Below are 19,535 nucleotides of genomic sequence, written 5' to 3' on the forward strand. Positions count from 1 at the left end.
ATACCAAGATTAGGGTGTAGCTTCTAAAAACCGGCGCCCTGGAGTATAAGGAATGGATACATCGCCGAGAAATCTCATAGTTTGTTCTATATAAGCTTTGGGCTGAGCACGATAGAGAAGCTCATGCTGGGCGTTAGGGATAATCCATTCCTTGGATCTTTCATTATTGTGCTGCTTGAGATATATATCTTCTACCATTTCATAGGGGGCTTTGGTATCTGCCGTTCCATGAATGAAGAAGATGGGCATTTTATACTCGGAAGTGGTTACTTTCTGATAAGGGATCTCCTTGAGGCTCACCCCGTTTAACAAGGGGAAGAATAAACGAACCAGCGAAAGAGACGGGAATTTAGGCACGTTCACATATTGCTTCATATTATGATAGAGCGTATCTGGATTCAGAAAAAAAGTACTGTCCAAGATCATGCCCTGAATATCCACACTGTCTTGCAGCGCAGCCTGCAGCGCTGTTCCTGCCCCCATCGAGAAGCCCCAAATGAAGACAGACCCCTTTACTTTTTGTTTAACAAAATCAACAGCTCCAAGCAGCTCTTGAGACTCTTGAATGCCTCCAGTCACAATTCGTTTGCTGTCGGGCTGTACATAGCCATAATCGAACATCACTACGTTATAGTTCTGTTTGTGCAGTTCTTGAGCCAAGCTATATATAGGAACCCAGAGCTCTTCCCGATTGCCGCCGTAGCCATGAGAAAATATCACGGTTTTGGTGGAATTAGCCGGGATAAACCAGCCTTCCAGACGGGATGATTTGTTTTTGCTCAAAAAGGTTATATTTTCATATGGAAGTCCAACTGCCAGTGTAGGATTCGAACGCAGGGGATCAATTTGTGGACGAGCAAGCGTCCAAGCGATAAAGGCATGAAAGGCTAACAGTAAGCTGGTAAAGAAAAGAACAAAAGAGAGCAAAATGGTCAATGCGATTTTTTTCCTGCGGCCTATTGCGCGGGTTGCCGTCTGCTCCAGCGGTGCGGGATTTAGCGGCTGCGGTGACAACGATGTAGTAGACATGGGGAGGTCCCTCCTTAGAAGATTGTTGCAAAAGAGTGAGCAGGGGCAATAAGGGAGACCTGATTATATATTTAATTATATCATCTCTTGCTTTAATAGTAGGTTGCATCCGTTTACAAGTCAATCATTCTGCGGAATTGTAAACCTTTTGTAACGCTGCTGTAATAATAGGTAGACTCATCCAATTCACAATTGACCGGATTTCAGTTATACTAGAAGAAACCCATTTTCATAAGGTGAAACGAATTCTACAAAGCCAATGAAAGCGGTGAGAGCTTTATGGATGATTCCAAATTAACGGTTCGTGCGGTCGAGCGGGCTTTGGATATTTTGCTTTGTTTCACCGATTCCTCTGATCTGACTCTTACCGAGATTGCTAGTCGAGTAGAATTGCATAAAAGCACCGTTCACAGGCTTCTGGCTTCTCTTGAAGGAAAGGGCTTTATTATGCGTAATTCGTCCACGGACAAATACCGTTTGGGCTATCGCCTTTGGGAGCTGTCGGCCAATCTCGCGCAAAGCGATGATCCCGGCCAACTGCTGCTGCCGGACATGGAACGCCTGCGCGATCAGATCGGCGAGACGATCTCGCTGTACGTGCTCGACGGCCTTGAGCGCGTGCGCATCCAGGCGGTGCAGAGCAACCAGGAGATTCGCCGCGTAGCCCCTGTCGGAGCGCGAATGCCGCTGTACGTCGGCGCGTCGAGCAAGGTGCTCCTCGCCTTTGCTGAGCCTGCTATGCAGGAGCTGCTCTTCGCCTCGGCCGACCTGCCGGCCGGGCTGAGCCGCGATGCGCTCCTGCAGCAGCTCAGCGACACCCGACGCCAAGGCTTCGCCACCAGCGTCGCAGAGCGCGAGCCCGGTGCGGCTGCGCTGTCCGCGCCGATTCTCGGCCGCGGCGGCAAGCTTATCGCCGCCTTGGCCGTTTCAGGTCCAGCGAATCGCTTGACGCTGGAGAAAATGCTCGAGCACGTGCCGCTGCTGCAAGAAGCGGCGCGGCGCATGGGGACGATGCTGAGTTAGGCATCGTCTTTAGGTCTGATCCCTCCCGGGTGCGCATAGGCTCAGGGAGGGTTTTTTTGGGTTGACAAACGCGCTCGTCATTTAGGACGGTTGCAGCCGTTTTATCCTTGCTTCCAGGGGACATCCTAGAAGGAGAAGGAGGTGGATGCGTTGCAGAAGGCAGCATCCATGATCGCGATCTGGGTCAGCCTCGCGAGCAATGTCGCGCTGACCGCCATCAAAATCGTCGTCGGCTTCGCGTTTGGCAGCGAGGTGCTGATTGCCGACGGTATTCATAATGCCGGAGATGTTATCGCCTCAGCGACGGCGTACAGCTCCATGCGCATCTCATCCAAGCCCGCCGATAAGGAACATCCTTACGGCCATGGCAAGGCAGAGGTGCTAAGCGCCTTTATCGTCGCCATCATCCTGGGAGCGGCCGCGCTGTATATCGGTTATCATTCGATAATTGCATTTTTCGAGCCCGCCGGGAAAGCCCACATGATCGCCTTTGCAGCCGCTGTGATTTCACTGGTATGGAAGCAAATTCTTTACGTATACACCATGCGGATTGGTCGTCAAAACAATAGCAAAAGCCTCATGGCTACAGCCTATGATCATTTGGCGGACGTATATGCTTCCTCAGCGGCAACCTTAGGCATTGGTCTTGCTCTGATCGGCGACTATTATGGGTATGGGTATTTATCCTATGCCGATCCGGCGGCGGGAATTATTGTTTCCCTGTTGGTAATCAAGCTTGCGCTTGAAATGGGTAAGGAATCGTTTGATATCCTGATGGAGAAAAATATTGGCGAGCAGAAGATGGAAGCCTATGCGGAGCTCATTCGCTCCATCCCCGAGGTCAAGCGCATTGACCGCCTTCGGGCGCGGGAGCATGGCCACTATATTTTGGTCGATGTCCGGATTGCCATGCGCGGCGACATGACGATTCAACAAGGACATGATACAGCACGCGACATAAAGCAAATAATCATAAGTGCGCATTCCGATGTCGGGGAAGTGCTTGTTCATGTTAATCCTTGGTATGAAAACTCTACCTAATACAAAAAGCGTCTGTCACTGCCCATTCGGCAGCGTCAGACGCTTTAACTTTAACCAATTTACTTAATATCTGCGATCATCGAGCGAAGAACAGTTTGCAGGATACCGCCGTTGCGGTAGTAGTCCACGTCCACCATGCTGTCCAAACGGACGATAACGTTAAACTCAAAGGATGTTCCATCTTCACGGGTAGCTGTTACCTTTACAGTTTGGCCTGGTTTGACATCATTGCCAAGGCCGGTAATGTCGAATGTTTCACGACCGGTAAGACTCAGTGTGCTCCATCCCATACCTTCCATGAATTGCAAGGGAAGAACACCCATGCCGACCAAGTTACTGCGGTGAATACGCTCAAAGCTTTCAGCGATAACCGCTTTAACTCCCAGCAGGAATGTTCCTTTGGCCGCCCAGTCACGGGAGCTTCCGGTCCCGTACTCTTTTCCGGCGATGACGACGAGATTTTGTCCGTCAGCTTGATACTTCATGGAAGCATCGTAGATGGACATAATTTCGCCTGTTGGCAGGTAAGTGGTGACTCCGCCTTCAGTGCCAGGTGCAACCTGATTGCGGATACGGATGTTCGCGAAGGTTCCGCGCATCATGACTTCGTGGTTGCCGCGGCGGGAGCCATAAGAGTTGAAATCCTTTTTATCTACGCCGTGTTCGATCAGGTATTGCCCTGCCGGACTTTCAACCTTGATGGTGCCTGCAGGTGAGATGTGATCCGTTGTCACGGAATCGCCCAATAGCGCAAGAGCTTTTGCGCTGCGAATATCCGCGATGTCATCCAGCACAGTTCCAAGATCGGTGAAGAAAGGAGGCTCCTGGATGTAAGTGGATTCTTTATCAAACTCATAAAGCTGACCTTCCGGGATCGAAATTTCATTCCAGCGCTCATTGGCGCGGAATACGTTTTTGTATTTATCACGGTACATGTCAGCACTCATAGCCAGTCCAAGCGCTTCTTGGATTTCAAGGTTGGTAGGCCAAATATCTTTCAGATAAACGGGTTGATTGTTTTGATCATAGCCGATAGGTTCGTTTGCCATGTCAATATTGACGGTTCCAGCAAGCGCATAAGCAACAACCAGTGGTGGAGAAGCCAGGTAATTGGCTTTGACTTGTGCATGGATACGGCCTTCAAAGTTGCGGTTACCGGAGAGCACGGCAGCAACGGTCATATCGTTGTCGACAATGGCTTTGCTGACTTCATCAGGCAGCGGTCCGGAGTTTCCGATACAAGTGGCGCAGCCATAACCCGCAATATGGAAGCCGAGAGCTTCAAGGGATTCCAGCAGATTCGCCTTTTTCAAATATTCAGTGACTACCAAGGAGCCTGGAGTCATGGAGCTTTTCACAAAAGCAGGTTTTCTCAGGCCGCGGGCAACCGCTTTTTTGGCAATAAGTCCTGCCCCAATCATAACGCTTGGGTTCGAGGTGTTGGTACAGGAAGTAATCGCAGCAATCACCACGGCACCTGTGCCCATTTTGACAGTATCGCCATTGGCATAGCTCACATCTACAACCTCAGCGATTTTTTCTTCAGTCAATCCATATCCGCCTTTATCAATAGGCGTCCGGATGATGGAGTTGAAGGATTCTTTCATCGCAGTCAGCTCAATACGGTCTTGAGGACGCTTTGGACCTGCCAAGCTTGGAACAACTGTGGATAAATCCAGTTCAATTGTTTCCGTAAAAGCAGGATCCGGAGTGCTGTCGGTACGGAACATGCCTTGTGCTCTGTAATAAGCTTCAACAAGAGCAACTTGTTCTTCCTCGCGGCCGGTGCCTCTCAGGTATTTCAAAGTTTCATTATCTACCGGGAAAAAGCCGACGGTTGCACCATATTCAGGAGCCATGTTAGCCACAGTCGCGCGGTCGGAAAGGCTGATATTGCTGAGTCCGCTGCCGTAAAATTCAACGAATTTGCCGACAACGCCTTTTTTACGAAGAATTTGGGTAACGGTTAAAGCCAGGTCTGTAGCAGTTGTGCCTTCGGAGAGGCTGCCGGTCAGCTTGAAGCCTACCACCTGAGGGGCTACGAAGTAAAGGGGTTGACCCAGCATTCCTGCTTCAGCCTCGATACCGCCTACACCCCAGCCCACTACTCCGAGACCATTGATCATCGTGGTATGGGAATCTGTTCCTACGAGAGAGTCCGGATACACTTCCGTCTCGCCATTGACCACTTTGGTAGCGGCAACGGAAGCCAGGTACTCCAGATTAACTTGATGCACGATACCGGTAGCCGGAGGAACGGCGCGGAAATTATCAAAAGCAGTTTGCGCCCAACGCAGGAAGCGGTACCGCTCTTCATTGCGCTCAAACTCGAAATCCATGTTGGTTTCAAGAGCATCCATGGTTCCAAAAGCATCTACGGAAACAGAGTGGTCAATGACCAAGTCAACCGGAACAAGCGGGTTGATCCGTTTAGGTTCTCCACCCTCACGGCCCATTGTGGCTCGCATGGCGGCAAGATCAACAACGACGGGAACTCCGGTGAAATCCTGAAGCACGATACGCGCTGGAATAAAGGGGATTTCCTTATTGCTGTCAATACCGTCAGCCCAACCCGAAATTTGCTTCACATGCTCACGGGTGATCGCTCTGTCATCAAATTGACGAACGGCTGCTTCGAGCAGCACTTTAATGGAAAATGGAAGGTTGTTGATTTTGCCGTGGCCCTGGCTTTCAAATTCAGGAAGGCTGTAATAATAGTAGGGCTTGTTTCCGACATTTAACTGCTTACGTACGGAATATGCATCTTTGGACATGGCAAATCCTCCTTTATAATCTTATGATGATAAGCTTCATGAAAAATTTCATCAGATGAAACTTAATTTCATAATTTCTATAATTTAAGTATACTCGTTTGCAGAGCTTGCGTAAAGACGAATTTCAATCATTTTTCCTCTTGATTTCACATATATTGAATCAAATTGTTGCGGCTTGGGAGGACAAAGGCATGATTTGGAAAAAAGCGCTCTACAACTATGTCAACGCCAAAAATCAGGCGGAAATTGAAGGCTCCGTTAACCCGCTCATAGCTGTCGTAGATGACAGCCGATATGTAGATAGCCAGCATGCCAAACTGCTGCAAACAGCCTCGATTCACCGTTATCGCGGAGTAAAGCCCTTGCGCGGCGAAACCAAACTCCGACTGACCGGGGTGCAAGAAAAGGAAGGCCAAGCTGTAGCCTATATAGAGCTTCATCGAACTTTTCGCTATGAAATCAAGCAAATTGAGCATACGGAAGAACGAATAGAACTTGAGTGTGTTACACTCCGATTTAACAAGGGCAAATGGCGGGTAAGCAGCAGCGAAGCCCGGTTTTCGGAAAAAGAAGCATTCCAACCAACGGGAGAAGCGCTTATTCATTCATCCGAACAAGCTGTGTCCGACCCCTATAGAATGCCTTCGATTCCTTATATAAATTATAGTATACTCAATAATGAAGAAACACTTCCACGAAGCATACGTTATGACCGTGCCAGGGTCGTTCAATATGCGGAAACCTGGTGGAGCCGGCCTAACCCCAAGTATCTGGAATTTCCTGTGGACTGCACGAACTACGTCTCTCAGTGCCTCTATGCAGGCGGTGCCCCCATGAACTATACTGGGAAAAGAGGATCGGGCTGGTGGTACTCCGGCAAACAAGGCGCTACTGAGCTTTGGAGCTATAGCTGGGCAATTGCCCACTCTCTTCAGTCGTATGTTTCCTCAAGCCGCAAGGGACTTCAAGGCATGCTGGTTTCTTCTGCCCAGCAGCTTCAAGCCGGCGATATGATCAGCTATGACTGGGATGGCGACGGCCGCTTTCAACATAATACCATTGTTATCGGTTCGGATGCGAATGGAGAGCCGTTAGTGAATGCTCATACGTATAACAGCAGGGGCCGATACTGGGATTATCGCGATTCACCGGCCTGGACCGCGCAAACTCGTTATGCTTTTGTAAGGATTGCAGATAACATGTAACTTAATAACGGAGGTACCTATGAACCGCAAAATACGCATTGGACTGATCTATGGAGGAAAGTCCGGAGAACATGATGTATCTCTGCAAACCGCTCTTGCGGTAATCAAAGCTATGGATTTTAACAAATACGAGATTATACCTTTTTACATAACGAAGGAAGGAGGCTGGAGAAGCGGGGCCAAGCTTCAGGAACCTGTTGACTTGAAGGAAGCACTTACGTTCAGCCAAACCGCTGCGGAAAGCCATGCATTAGCCGAAGGGACAGGTGCAGTGCTAACTCCGATCTTTGGAGGGCAAGAAAGAGCGGCAATCTCGTCTTCGACCGGATCGTCGTCCGAGGTAGGCTCCATTGATATTGTATTTCCGCTGCTGCATGGCACATTTGGTGAAGATGGGACCATTCAGGGCATGCTGGAAATGGCGGATATTCCCTATGTAGGAGCCGGTGTGCTGGCGTCTGCGGTCGGCATGGACAAAGTTATGATGAAGAAGATATTCGCGCAGGAGGGCCTCCCTCAATGCGTTTTCCGTCATTTTACCCGAAGCGAGTGGGAGAAGAACAGGACGTTTCATCTCATGGAGATTGAAACTGTGGTCGGTTACCCGTGTTTTGTCAAACCAGCTAATTTGGGCTCCAGCGTTGGAGTGGGGAAAGCCAGAAATCAAAGCGAGCTGCTGAGCGCGATAGCTTTTGCCTTCCAGTATGACCGCAAAGTCATCGTTGAGGAATTTATTGACGCTCGCGAAGTGGAAGTAGCCGTTCTTGGCAACGAGGAACCGCAGGCATCCGTGCCAGGTGAAATTGTTTCGTCTAATGAATTTTATGATTACAAAGCCAAATATATGGATGGTAAATCAGCGATGGTCATCCCTGCGGAAATTCCTGCAGAAGTTGCTGAGGGACTTAGGGATATGGCCATACGCGCTTTCCAGGCTATCGACGGCAGCGGTCTGTCCCGGGTGGATTTTTTCCTGCGTAAACAGGATTTGAAAATTTATATTAATGAAATCAATACCATGCCGGGCTTCACGCCTTTCAGCATGTACCCGCAGCTGTGGAAAGAAACGGGTAAGCCTTACAGCGAGCTGTTGAACAATTTGATTGAGCTGGCTTTGCAGCGGCATGAGGAAAAGCAAAAGATCCAATACACGTTTGAAGTGGAGTGATAACCGTGGGATTTCAGACTGAATTCAATTCCGTGTGCAAATTCAAGTCCGAGCAGGAGCTGTATGAATTGCTCGAGTACGGCCGCTGTAAAATGGTCAAAAGCGGGTTCCGCGTATATCCAACCGGGCAAATGGTTATAGCCTACACACCGCTTAACGAAGCAATAGCCATCGTCAAAATCTCGGCGTCCATTGCTGAAATCAATTTTCAAGGCGAAGAAGTGACAGCCGTTGAAATGGAGCTGGTCCGCAAGCTGACTGAGGAAGAAGCCAAGGTGCAAACCGCGCTGGCCTATGAAATGTTTTTTGCCGGACAGGACAAGTTAAATACACAAGACTGAGCCTGAGACTGATAAGTCACAGGCTTTTTTTTCAGCTGCGACTACTGCCGCAGTAAGCCTTCTCTACATGGAAACATAGATGTCCTTCCTCTTGGTTATAATGGAAATAAAGAACAGGAGGCAGAGAAGTATGATTGTTCGCTTGGGGTATGTAGCTATGTCAACTCTAGTCAACAACGCTTCTCCCTCCAAAATGATGACTGTAGCTAACTTCAGCAAGCTGGCCGACCGGGAAGCCGCGATTCGCAAGCTGGAGCGCATTGGAGCTGAAAATCTGCACAACACCCTGCGTCTCCTCAGACATAATCGGGCTTACGAAATTCAAGTATACCGCTTATCCTCCAAATTAATTCCTCTGATCGGACATGACCTTTTGGAGGATTGGGATCCTATTGCTAAGTTGACCGCAGAATTTGAAGAGGTGGGAAACTACGCCAAGCAGAACGAGATGAGGATCAGCTTTCATCCCGACCATTTCACCGTGCTCAGCACCCACAGGCCCGATGTTTTGGACAAATCCATAGCTGATCTGGAGAGACATGCAGCTATGCTGGATGCTTTGGGACTCGGTCCGGAAGCCAAATGCAACATTCATATTGGCGGTTCCTATGGGGATAAGGAGAAGGCGGGTGAGCAGTTTATCACTCAATTCAGGAAGCTCCGTCCGGAGATTCAAAAGAGAATCACCTTGGAAAATGATGATAAAACCTTCACAGCCATGGAAACAGTCGAAATAGCAGAGAGAGTAGGTGCACCCATGGTCTTGGATATTCACCATCATCAAGTTAACAATGATGGGGAAGAAGCCGTGCAGCTTTGGCCGAGAATCCAGAAAACATGGCTGAATTCCGTTAATTCGGATCAACCAGTCGGCGCTGCACCTGCACTTCCACCGAAAATCCACGCCTCCAGCCCAAAAAGCGAAAAGGAACCAAGAAGCCACGCAGATTATGTAGAAGCTGTACCGCTTTTAGCCTTCTTGCGTGATATTGCTGCAGTTACACCTAATCTGGATATCATGATCGAAGCAAAAATGAAGGACCAGGCACTGCTTAGGCTTATGGAAGATTGCAGTCGCCATAAAGATGTGATTCCGCTATCGCAAGCTTCCTTTGAAATATAGGACCTCTTAAAGGATCGGTCGATTTCCAAAAAGTACTTTTGATGCTTGAAATGTTTGGCTAAATGGGGTACTTTGGAGATTGGATATGTCCGAAATACATACCGATGTCGAAAGGGGACTTTTATTTCTAATGAGTGAACTGTTAATTGGGAAAAATATACTTGTTATGGGTGTTGCCAACGACCGCAGCATCGCTTGGGCAATCGCTCAATCGCTGGCTGCTGAGGGAGCTAATCTAGCTTTTACTTATGAAAATGAACGTGTGGAGGAACGCGTCCGCAAGCTGGCTGACACGATCCCGGGCTCCATTCTGGTGCCCTGCAATGTTACGGTTGATGCTGAAATCGAGACGCTTGCAAGCATCGTTAAAGAGCAGTTCGGTGTCTTGCATGGCTTGGTACACAGCATCGCGTTCGCAAAGACCGAAGAATTGGACGGGCTGTTCGTCGATACCTCCCGTGATGGATTTGCACTAGCTCACGACATTAGCGCATATTCGCTCGTAGCTGTGGCTCAGCGCCTGTATCCGCTTATGACAGAGGGCGGCAGCATCATGACGATGACCTACCTTGGTGCCGAGCGTGCCATGAAGAATTACAACGTCATGGGCGTTGCCAAAGCAGCGCTGGAAGCAAGCATACGCTATTTGGCGGCGGATCTGGGACAATTCGGCGTGCGGGTAAACGGTATTTCCGCCGGTCCGATTCGTACCCTTGCAGCGAAAGGGATCAAGGATTTCAACTCGATCCTTCGTCAAGTAGAGGAAAAAGCGCCTTTGCGCAAAACGACGGAAACCGCTGAGGTTGGCGATACGGCCATGTTCTTGATGAGCCATTTATCCAGAGGTATTACCGGTGAAGTCATCTATGTTGATGGCGGCTACAATATTATGGGAATCTAGCAATCATCCAACAAAGATCCTTCTGTCTATATGACAAGAGGGATCTTTTCTTTTTTGTGCCAGACACCTACGATTTTTGGGTGAAACTACGTAGCAAGAAAGGCGTATAATTCTTTATACTAAAATAGTGAAATAATGAATGAGCAAAGAAAGAGTGGATATAAATGGAAAATGTTAACAAGGAACCTTATGTGGTAGGCGGTAAAAGCTATACGGCAGTCGCCATTAATACTGCAGCCAAGACGGGACAATGGATTAAGAGCAAGCTGGGGGATTTCAACAGCATTGATGTTAAATATTCTTCTCAGGATCTGGTAACCGAGGTAGATAAGGGATCGGAGAAGATGATTCGCAAGTTGATCATGACCCATTTTCCACAGCATTCTTTTTTGGGTGAAGAGGGCGTGGAGCCGGGGCCGGCAGCTTCAGCCTTGGCCTTGCAGAATGTGAGCCATGCCGAATATTTATGGATTGTCGATCCCATCGACGGAACAACGAATTTTATTCACGGGTTCCCTTTTTATACCGTTTCGATCGCTCTTGCTTATAAAGGGGAGGTTATCGTAGGCGTCGTGTACGACCCTTCAAGCGATGAGCTGTTCGTTGCGGAAAAGGGAAAAGGAGCTTATGTTCACGGTAAAAAAATGCAGGTTTCCGCAGATGATAAGCTGTCCAACAGTCTTATCGCTACCGGATTTCCTTCGGACCGCAATACGGCTTTACCAATAAACCTGAAGGGCATTCAATCGATCGCGCCTAAAGTCCGCAATATCCGTTCAGCCGGTTCAGCTGCGCTTCATCTTGCTTATGTGGCTGATGGACGCCTAAGCGGCTTTTGGGAAATCGGCCTCAATTCCTGGGATATCGCAGCGGGTGCGCTGCTGATCCAGGAATCAGGCGGTACAATCACAGATACCGAAGGGAAACCATATAGCCTTGCAGTCCGTAACGTAATAGGCTCGAACACGCTAATCCATGGTGAGCTTCAGCAAGAGCTGTCTGCGGCTGAGGCAACCGGCTTTTAAGATAATCTTAGGAAAAGGGTTGAGCAGAAAAAGCTTCTCTGCTCAACCCTTTTTTCAATGTGTACATCGCTTTATCCTTGTTGTCCATCTGTGAATGTGCCGGCATATTGCAATTTACCGTTGAGATCATACAGCTTACCTTGACCATGATACTTTCCATTCGCGAACATACCCTCATAGATGAGCTGGCCTTCCGGTCCAAACAGCTTGCCGACTCCATTGGCAGTATCCCCGCTAAGCTGCCCCTCATACCGGGTTCCGTTCGAGTAACTGATGCCCCCGGCTCCAGGAAGGTCTGAAATGAAAAGCACCTTTTTACTATCATCCCACTCCAGCTTCATGCCAAGCATTTGTAAAATGCCAGCAGAGAGATAAGTTGTGCCGTCGATCAATTTGGGAGCAATGGGAAGAATGCCGGTTTTCGAGTTAAAAGTTCCCGTTATTCCATCGATCAGGAAGGTAAATTCGCGATCCCTGAGTATGTTCTTTTTACCAGTAACTTCCTTTCGCTTCGAATTCCAGGTAATATGCCATCCGCCAGCTTCCATGACTGCTCTCAGTGGAAGGTAGAGCTGATGATTTTCAATGATCACGGGCAAAATGAGATTTAACTTCTTGTCATCCATGTAAACAGCAGTTGGCAATGAACTATCAGAATTCACAGGAGCAAGTAATTTGCCATCTCCTTGACCGAACGAATCCGGAGGCAATGCAGTACCGATTCCGGGTTGTCTGGCATTGACATAAATCCACTGTCCGTCAGGGCTGCTTCCCAATAAACGAGATTCGGTATGTAACCCTGTGTATAAAGCTTTTTGCTGCAAATTATCTGCATTAAAAAGCTGAAGTGAAGTCGTAAATTGCTTGTTTGCAGTATGCTCGATTTCATAACTTAGATAAGCCATGCTGTGTGTGGCATTTAACCAATGACTGTCAGCCAATTGAAGCTTTTGTGCATCCATAATCAAATTCTTATCCCGGTAAATTCCGGCATCGGAATAGTATTGAAACACATGATCGCTTGAAGCGCTAAAGACGGACCAGGTGGTTTTTGGGATCGGAGGATTCCAATCTTGAATGGTGTCGGCATTCCATGAATAAGCATAACGTACTTCCTGAGAAGTCCCTCGTTCCTGGAGTACAAAATACACCTTATCTCCATCATCCACAAATTGAATCGGCAAACGTCCGCCCATAGCGAGATCAGTTGGTACCCAGCCTGCGACTTTTTCAGCCAGGACTTGGATCGTATCATTTTCCAAAGAATACATAGCAATGGAAAAATCCTTTTCCTGCGTTTCCTCCCCAATGGCCATCAGAACATATTTGCCGTCCTTGGATAAATCGGCTCCGTGAACGTATCCTTTTACTTGAATCCTTTTGGCCGTATCGCTTTGCGGAATCTGAATACCTTCACTTGGCTGCTCATAAAAAAATCCCCGCCGGTCCACGACAAAGTCTCCTTTACCGACATAGGTCGTGTACAAATGAACAGGATAGCGAATCAACTGCTTATTTGATTGATCATACAGTCCGTACAGCCCTTCAAGATATGCATCACATTCGCAATATGCACCAGAGCGGACTGCCAGAAAATAGCGATCCTGATTCCCGAGCATACGCAAAGAGTACAAATTATCTACTGTAGACAGCAGTTCTCTTTGTTTACCGTCCAGTGAATAGCGCCACAATTGAAAAGGGTTCTGAACGATCAAATTCAAAACAGGCGCTCCGCTTATAAGGTCGCCTTTGAGGGTAGAAGAGTTATTTACATTCAATTGATATTCACCTAGAATATAGGTTCCTGATGGAAAAGAGCTAGGTGTAACCTTGGCTTCTAGATGGGAGGTGCTTCTCCAATTAAACTCCCACTGCAATGCTGGAGCTCTGGATGGATTTCGTTCAGTCCCATGAGCCTTAAGCTGGGTCTCAACTGAAGCCTGATCCATGGATTCGGGAAAATCAATTTCAAAGGTTTGGGGTGACGGAGTCATCAGGGTGTTCATAGGCGCCTGTAAGCGCGGTTCGGTGGCTGAGCGGATGATGATTTTTTCAGCTTTTTCGTATATCGAATTGGTTGAAGCAACTGCTGGCGAATCTGCAACTGCAGGCGCATGATGGCCGAGTGATCCCATTGTAAAAACTACCGACAAGACCACTGCTAATTTCTGTGCAATTTTCATTCGACCCTTCTCCTTTGGAATTCAAATGAGCTTCCAGTTATTATCCAATTAGACGCAGGCTTGCAGCATATTGTTTCACTGGCACATTCGATTTTCTTGGACTATAATGAACATATCATTTAAGCGTTTCAATTTGTAAGGGAGTGGGGTAAAGGTGTCGATTCAATTGTTTGATCTAACCGGGAAAACAGCTCTGATTACGGGAGGATCCAAAGGTTTGGGAGGCGGTATAGCGCTTGGACTGGCAGGTGCGGGAGCAGATGTCGCGGTAGTTACAAGCAATGATGGAAGCCGTGAGGTGCAAAAGCAAATAGAAAGTCTTGGGCGGAAGGCGCATACGATTGTTGCGAATCTCGGCGATGAAAGCAAGCTGGAGGGTGTCGTGCAAGAAGCGCTGGTGAAGCTCGGGCATATCGATATATTGGTCAATAACGCGGGCATTATCAGACGTACACCGGCAGCGGATCATGCTGCTCAGGATTGGCACGATGTGCTGAATTTGAACTTGAACGCAGCCTTTTTCCTCAGCCAACTGCTTGGAAGACACATGATCGAACGCGGCAGCGGCAAAATCATTAATATTGCCTCGATGCTTACCTTTCAAGGCGGCATTAATGTTCCCGGCTACACAGCGTCGAAGCATGCGATTGCAGGAATAACGAAGGCGCTTGCCAACGAATGGGCAGGCAAAGGAATTAATGTGAATGCAATAGCTCCGGGCTATATGGCTACAGATAATACGGCGGCTATACGGGCAGACGAAGAACGCAGTGCGTCTATTCTTGCTCGAATTCCCGCAGCACGATGGGGAACAACAGAGGATTTACAGGGAGCGGCCATTTATCTGGCATCGAAGGCTTCTGACTACATGAACGGCCACGTTCTTTGTGTGGACGGCGGATGGATGGCGAGATAATGGAAAACGTGCATAATCAACCAGACCAGCAAAATGTGGAAGCTAGCCAAGCCACACAGGCCAACCAAGCCGTCCAAACCAAGCAAGAGACCCAAGCTATACAACCGCAAATGCTTCAGCCTGAGCTGTTAACATTTGGTGAAACGATGGCATTGATGATGCCCGCGAGCGGTAAAGGGCTGGAGTACTCCTCTCAACTGCATCAGTTGTTTGGCGGAGCGGAAAGCAATGTTGCCATCGGTGTGGCCCGACTCGGTCGACGTGCCGGTTGGTTTGGGCTTCTTGGCCATGATCCGCTGGGGAGAAGGATCCTCAAAACAATACGCGGTGAAGGCGTCGATGTTTCGCGAGCTGCCCTGACACCTGAAGCGCCAACAGGACTCATGATGCGTGAAGTGCTAATGGGCAAAACATCGGTTTATTATTATCGCAAAAACTCGGCAGCAAGCCGAATGGCACCGAAGCATCTGGACGAAAGCTATATTGCGCAAGCGAAAATTTTGCATGTTACCGGAATAACGGCTGCGCTTAGCGAAACCTGCAGAGCGACAGTGATTGAGGCCATGCATCTGGCACGCCGCCATGGCGTGAAAGTGAGCTTTGACCCGAACCTTCGTCTCAAGCTCTGGAGCATCGAGGAAGCGCGTCCCGTGCTTTTGGCAATGGCGAAAGAAGCGGATATTTTCCTGCCGGGCCTGGATGAGCTGAAGCTTTTATATCAAACGGAGGATTGGAATGAGATCGTAGCCAAGCTCCGCAACCTGACGGCGGTTTCAATTGTTAAAGGCGGAGACGATGAAACATACGTTATAGATAAAGATAGTGTAACGGCGGTTCCTTACTTCCGCGTGGAGCATGTTGTAGATACGGTAGGGGCAGGCGATGGCTTTTGTGCCGGTTTTCTTGTTGGCTTGCTGAGAGGATACCCTTATCCGGAGGCCGTTCGCATCGGCAATCTGGTTGGCTCGATGGTCATCCAGATGGAAGGCGATTGGGAAGGAATTCCCACATGGGAGCAAGTGGAAGCGGTTCTTAATGACGTTAATCATATTGAACGTTAAATTTGTATAAAAAGGCAGATGACCTATGAAAAAAATCAAGCTAATCCAGCAAATCAGTAATGAAGGAGTCGTCGCCGTATTGCGCGGCGAGACGCCTGAGGAAGTCGTGGCCATGGCGGAGCAGGCCATCGCCGGGGGCATTAAGGTCATCGAAGTGACGATGACCGTTCCTTTTGCGCTGCGCGCAATCGAGGAGCTTGCGAAGCGCTACTCGAGCACAGCGCAGGACGCGGCGAAGTATGCGATCATCGGCGTCGGCACGGCGCTCGATCCGGAGACGGCACGCGCCGCGATTCTCAGTGGGGCCGAGTTCGTCGTCGGCCCGTCTTTGAACCCGGCAACGGTTGCGCTGTGCAACCGTTATCGAGTCCCCGTCATGCCGGGGTGCATGACGATTCAAGAGATCCAGACCGCGCTGGAGCTGGGCGTGGATATCGTAAAGCTGTTCCCGGGGAATCTGTACTCCCCGGCCATGATCAAAGCGATCAAAGGCCCGCTGCCGCAAGCGAACATTATGCCGACAGGCGGCGTATCGCTCAGCAATCTGGCCGAATGGATTCAAGCGGGAGTTGTAGCCGTAGGAATTGGCTCGGATTTGACCAGCGAGGCTGCCCGAACAGGCGATTACAGTTTGGTAGCCAAGAAAGCTGCACAGTATATAGAGGCTTATCGCGCTGCCAAAAAGTAGGAGGCGATGAATTTCTCTATGCCGAACAAAGCAAAGCTTCATTTGCAAGTAAAAACAATTAGCGAATCTGTTGCTTATTTTACCCGAAACTTGGGGTGGACGTTAGTAGAAGAGATGGATCATGCCGTTTTGATGTCCATACAGCCGGGATATTTGGTCGCATTGTCGGAATCAAACTTCAACATCCCCAGCCAGACAAAAAAATGGCTCGACACTGTTGTGCATAGTCCTAATTCCGGCGACTCTTTTTACATCGGAGTTCATTCTGTCCAACAAACATTGTCATCTTTAATCCAGCGCGGCATCCATAATTACAGGATTAAAGAGGACCCGGGCTTTATTTGTAATCTCATTGTTCCTGTGATTGATGGGTATACAGTGGTGTATTGGGAAGAGCTTTTCCTCACAAATGATGAGATTCTTCAACTGTACGCTCAAGGTCCAAGTGAATTGGAGAATGCGATAAAGGGTTTGTCTGAAGAAGATCTCGATGCGTCTTTGTCAGCGGGCAAGTGGAGCATTCGTCAGAACGTCCTTCACCTGGTCGACATGGAGCTGATTACGATGCATAAGCTCAAATTTGCCCTGTCGGAGAGCGGTCGAAGTTATATCGGGAATTCCTTTTCACAGGATGCATGGTCTGATGGACTGGATTACAAGATCAGATCGATTGGAGCCGAAGTTGAACTGTTTAAAGCGGTAAGGAATCACATCGTTCAAATGTGCAAACAGCTGCCCGATGCGATGAATCGATTTGTAGTTGTCTCAGGAAAGCATGAAACAGCAGGACGACTTATGAAAATGATGCACAGTCACGTCCGGCACCACTTAAGGACCATCACCAAAATCCGCCATATGCATGATAACGTCTGAGTTGTATCTGAAAAAAAGTTCCTGGTGCGGGAACTTTTTTTGCGCTTAGAGTTTGTATAGGATAGGAGAGTGATCGTTTGGAAGAGGACTATTGTGCAATACTTCGATAATGCAGGTCTGCTTTCATAGCTGGAAATTTCTTCGGCAATATTTTTGTTGTTGATTCCAAATAATAATTTTTTAGATAGCTGGGAGGTTTGAAGTTATGACAAATCCATCAAGCAAGAAAAGAACTGACTCTGGTTCGAGAGTCATCAAGGCATCACCGCAAACGATCTATAAGGCATTCGTGGACCCGGAGGCTCTGGTTTCGTGGCTTCCACCGAAGGGTATGAAAGGACATATCTACGAGTTCGATGCTCAAGCCGGCGGAGCCTATCGAATGTCCCTAACTTATGTCGGAAAGGACCATTCAACGCAAGGCAAAACTTCGGAGCATGCTGACGTTGTCAAAGGGAGATTCTTGGAGTTCGCTCCAAACGAGCGGATTGTACAGTTAGTAGAATTCGATTCCGAGGATCCCGTTTTCGCGGGAGAGATGATCATGACATGGACCTTAGCTGCCGTTCCGGAAGGCACCGAGGTTACCATTGTTTGTGAGAACGTACCCGAAGGAATACGGAAGGAAGATCACGATGTTGGTTTGAGGTCCACTCTGGAGAATCTGGCTGATTATACCGAATAATCTGATAATCCGAGATAGGACCCAATAAAGTTGTGATAGAATGTGATATATGAAGAGGGGAGAGATGATGTGTATGAATTCAAAAGGTTTGTTAAACGGTTCTTTGGTTATTGCTGGCGGGGGGCGCTTACATTCGGATGTGATTGAGCGGTTTATAGAATTGGCAGGCGGTACGCAAGCTTCGATCATTGTGATTCCTACGGCTCAAGAAGAGAACCTTGTAGCCAATAAAGGGAAGGATTTAATCGCTTTTGAACAAGCTGGAGCAACCAATATCACCATCCTTCACACTTACGATCGAAATTTGGCAGATACGGAGGAGTTCGCCGCCCCAATAAAATTGGCTCATGCAGTATGGTTTTCGGGTGGAAGACAATGGAGGCTTGCTGACGCCTACCTGCATACGAAAGTTCATCAGGAATTGAACGCTCTTCTTGGCCGAGGAGGTGTTATTGGCGGAACTTCTGCGGGTGCGACAATCCAAGGATCCTATATGGTAAGGGGAGATACTCAAACAAACACCATTCTAATGGGGGACCATGTGGAGGGCCTGGGTTTCTTGGAAAACGTCACGATTGATCAACATTTAATACGGCGAAACCGTCATTTTGATCTTGTTGAAGTTATCTCCGCTCAACCGGAGCTGCTGGGTATTGGAATTGACGAAGGAACGGCCATCGTGGTTCAGGGAACAAACTTTGAAGTAATAGGGAACAGTTATGTGGCCATTTATGACAACGAATATATGAATACTACAGGCGGCAAATTTTATTTTCTATCCCCTGGAGATACATTTAACTTGGACACAAGAGAAGCAAATTTATCATACAGTATGAATCAGGCATCCAACCAGGCGTCAAACTAGCGTTTTACAGTGAAATGTTGTCGTAATGGTCGATGATTTAAATGTGGGGTCCACTTGGACTTTATTCGATAAAACCACTCGCTCGTTAAAACGGCTATTTGCGTGTATAATGTCAAACAGGAACCACTATTTTACTGGAAAAGGAAGTGCTCCATCTGGACCAATACAACGCTTTATTACAGACTTTGTTACAGCAAGAAGCTGATCTCCAGTTTTCCGTTTTCACGAATGAGACCGCCTACAAAGTTGGGAACAGGATTATTGAAAAAGCGATGCGTGAGGACAAATCAATCGTCGTCGACATTCGAAGAAACGGCGAGTTGTTATTTTACAGCAGAATGGACGGCAAATCTTCTCATAACGATGAATGGGTGTCATGGAAAAATAACGTCGCCCATCATTTCGGCCATAGCTCCTATTATATGCACGTATTTCTGAAATCGACCGGTTCAACGGTAGAAGTCTCCGGCCTCAACCCGAATGATTATAAGGCAGAAGGCGGCGCTTTTCCGTTACTTTTGGAAAATGAAGGCATTGTAGGTACCATCACGGTATCGGGACTGCCGGGTGAGGAAGATCACGACATGGTTGTTTCTGTGTTAAGGGAATTACTATGGGGGTAAAGGGAAATGAA

The 19,535-nt window shown here is 48.2% G+C and carries 18 protein-coding genes; 15 read left to right on the forward strand and 3 right to left on the reverse strand.

Annotated features, from left to right (window positions below; all coding sequences use genetic code 11):
• Window positions 1-9: 9 nt before the first annotated feature.
• A complete protein-coding gene (locus BLV33_RS20945; protein ID WP_090796317.1) occupies window positions 10-1,029 on the reverse strand; it encodes an alpha/beta hydrolase in 1,020 nt (339 codons plus the stop codon).
• Between the two features lie 279 nt (window positions 1,030-1,308).
• Here BLV33_RS20945 and BLV33_RS20950 point away from each other — a divergent pair, with 279 nt between their 5' ends.
• Window positions 1,309-2,052 (forward strand): IclR family transcriptional regulator, encoded by a 744-nt coding sequence (locus tag BLV33_RS20950; RefSeq protein WP_090796321.1) that lies wholly within the window; start codon window positions 1,309-1,311, stop codon window positions 2,050-2,052.
• A gap of 150 nt (window positions 2,053-2,202) precedes the next feature.
• Complete coding sequence (locus BLV33_RS20955; protein ID WP_366414829.1) at window positions 2,203-3,093, forward strand: cation diffusion facilitator family transporter; 891 nt, start codon at window positions 2,203-2,205, stop codon at window positions 3,091-3,093.
• Between the two features lie 59 nt (window positions 3,094-3,152).
• On the opposite strand, the gene acnA is transcribed toward BLV33_RS20955, so the two are convergent.
• The gene (gene acnA / locus BLV33_RS20960) at window positions 3,153-5,867 is read right to left on the reverse strand and encodes an aconitate hydratase AcnA (protein WP_090796323.1); all 2,715 of its coding nucleotides are present in this window, start codon (window positions 5,865-5,867) and stop codon (window positions 3,153-3,155) included.
• 191 nt (window positions 5,868-6,058) lie between these two features.
• Between acnA and BLV33_RS20965 the strand changes: the two genes are divergently transcribed.
• From BLV33_RS20965 to BLV33_RS20990, 6 genes are all read left to right on the forward strand, one after another.
• Window positions 6,059-7,072: an amidase domain-containing protein gene (locus BLV33_RS20965; protein ID WP_090796327.1), complete on the forward strand. Its 1,014-nt coding sequence runs from the start codon at window positions 6,059-6,061 to the stop codon at window positions 7,070-7,072.
• A 19-nt stretch (window positions 7,073-7,091) separates the two neighbouring features.
• Entirely contained in the window at window positions 7,092-8,240 is a 1,149-nt protein-coding gene (locus BLV33_RS20970) for a D-alanine--D-alanine ligase (RefSeq protein WP_090796329.1), read from the forward strand.
• A gap of 5 nt (window positions 8,241-8,245) precedes the next feature.
• Window positions 8,246-8,581, forward strand: coding sequence for a hypothetical protein (locus BLV33_RS20975; RefSeq protein ID WP_090796331.1), 336 nt, complete (start codon window positions 8,246-8,248; stop codon window positions 8,579-8,581).
• A 130-nt stretch (window positions 8,582-8,711) separates the two neighbouring features.
• Window positions 8,712-9,704, forward strand: a complete 993-nt coding sequence (uvsE, locus tag BLV33_RS20980; protein ID WP_090796335.1) for a UV DNA damage repair endonuclease UvsE — start codon at window positions 8,712-8,714, stop codon at window positions 9,702-9,704.
• Between the two features lie 130 nt (window positions 9,705-9,834).
• Window positions 9,835-10,605 (forward strand): enoyl-ACP reductase FabI, encoded by a 771-nt coding sequence (fabI, locus tag BLV33_RS20985; protein ID WP_090799107.1) that lies wholly within the window; start codon window positions 9,835-9,837, stop codon window positions 10,603-10,605.
• Window positions 10,606-10,769: 164 nt separating this feature from the next.
• Window positions 10,770-11,630 (forward strand): inositol monophosphatase family protein, encoded by an 861-nt coding sequence (locus BLV33_RS20990; protein ID WP_090796338.1) that lies wholly within the window; start codon window positions 10,770-10,772, stop codon window positions 11,628-11,630.
• Window positions 11,631-11,701: 71 nt separating this feature from the next.
• Here BLV33_RS20990 and BLV33_RS20995 read toward each other — a convergent pair whose 3' ends face one another.
• Entirely contained in the window at window positions 11,702-13,813 is a 2,112-nt protein-coding gene (locus BLV33_RS20995) for a stalk domain-containing protein (protein ID WP_090796341.1), read from the reverse strand.
• 160 nt (window positions 13,814-13,973) lie between these two features.
• On the opposite strand from BLV33_RS20995, the gene kduD reads away from it, so the two are divergent.
• From kduD to BLV33_RS21030, 7 genes are all read left to right on the forward strand, one after another.
• Window positions 13,974-14,729 (forward strand): 2-dehydro-3-deoxy-D-gluconate 5-dehydrogenase KduD, encoded by a 756-nt coding sequence (kduD, locus tag BLV33_RS21000; protein WP_090799109.1) that lies wholly within the window; start codon window positions 13,974-13,976, stop codon window positions 14,727-14,729.
• A 110-nt stretch (window positions 14,730-14,839) separates the two neighbouring features.
• The gene (locus tag BLV33_RS21005) at window positions 14,840-15,790 is read left to right on the forward strand and encodes a sugar kinase (protein WP_090799110.1); all 951 of its coding nucleotides are present in this window, start codon (window positions 14,840-14,842) and stop codon (window positions 15,788-15,790) included.
• Between the two features lie 25 nt (window positions 15,791-15,815).
• Window positions 15,816-16,478 (forward strand): bifunctional 2-keto-4-hydroxyglutarate aldolase/2-keto-3-deoxy-6-phosphogluconate aldolase, encoded by a 663-nt coding sequence (locus BLV33_RS21010; RefSeq protein ID WP_090796344.1) that lies wholly within the window; start codon window positions 15,816-15,818, stop codon window positions 16,476-16,478.
• Between the two features lie 18 nt (window positions 16,479-16,496).
• The gene (locus tag BLV33_RS21015; protein WP_171909234.1) at window positions 16,497-17,351 is read left to right on the forward strand and encodes a DinB family protein; all 855 of its coding nucleotides are present in this window, start codon (window positions 16,497-16,499) and stop codon (window positions 17,349-17,351) included.
• A gap of 205 nt (window positions 17,352-17,556) precedes the next feature.
• The gene (locus BLV33_RS21020; protein ID WP_090796349.1) at window positions 17,557-18,036 is read left to right on the forward strand and encodes an SRPBCC family protein; all 480 of its coding nucleotides are present in this window, start codon (window positions 17,557-17,559) and stop codon (window positions 18,034-18,036) included.
• Between the two features lie 73 nt (window positions 18,037-18,109).
• Entirely contained in the window at window positions 18,110-18,901 is a 792-nt protein-coding gene (locus BLV33_RS21025; protein WP_216234804.1) for a cyanophycinase, read from the forward strand.
• A gap of 146 nt (window positions 18,902-19,047) precedes the next feature.
• Window positions 19,048-19,524 (forward strand): heme-degrading domain-containing protein, encoded by a 477-nt coding sequence (locus BLV33_RS21030; protein WP_216234805.1) that lies wholly within the window; start codon window positions 19,048-19,050, stop codon window positions 19,522-19,524.
• Window positions 19,525-19,535 lie beyond the last annotated feature (11 nt).

Origin of the sequence: Paenibacillus sp. GP183 (assembly GCF_900104695.1) — a bacterium.
Lineage (GTDB): Bacteria > Bacillota > Bacilli > Paenibacillales > NBRC-103111 > Paenibacillus_AI.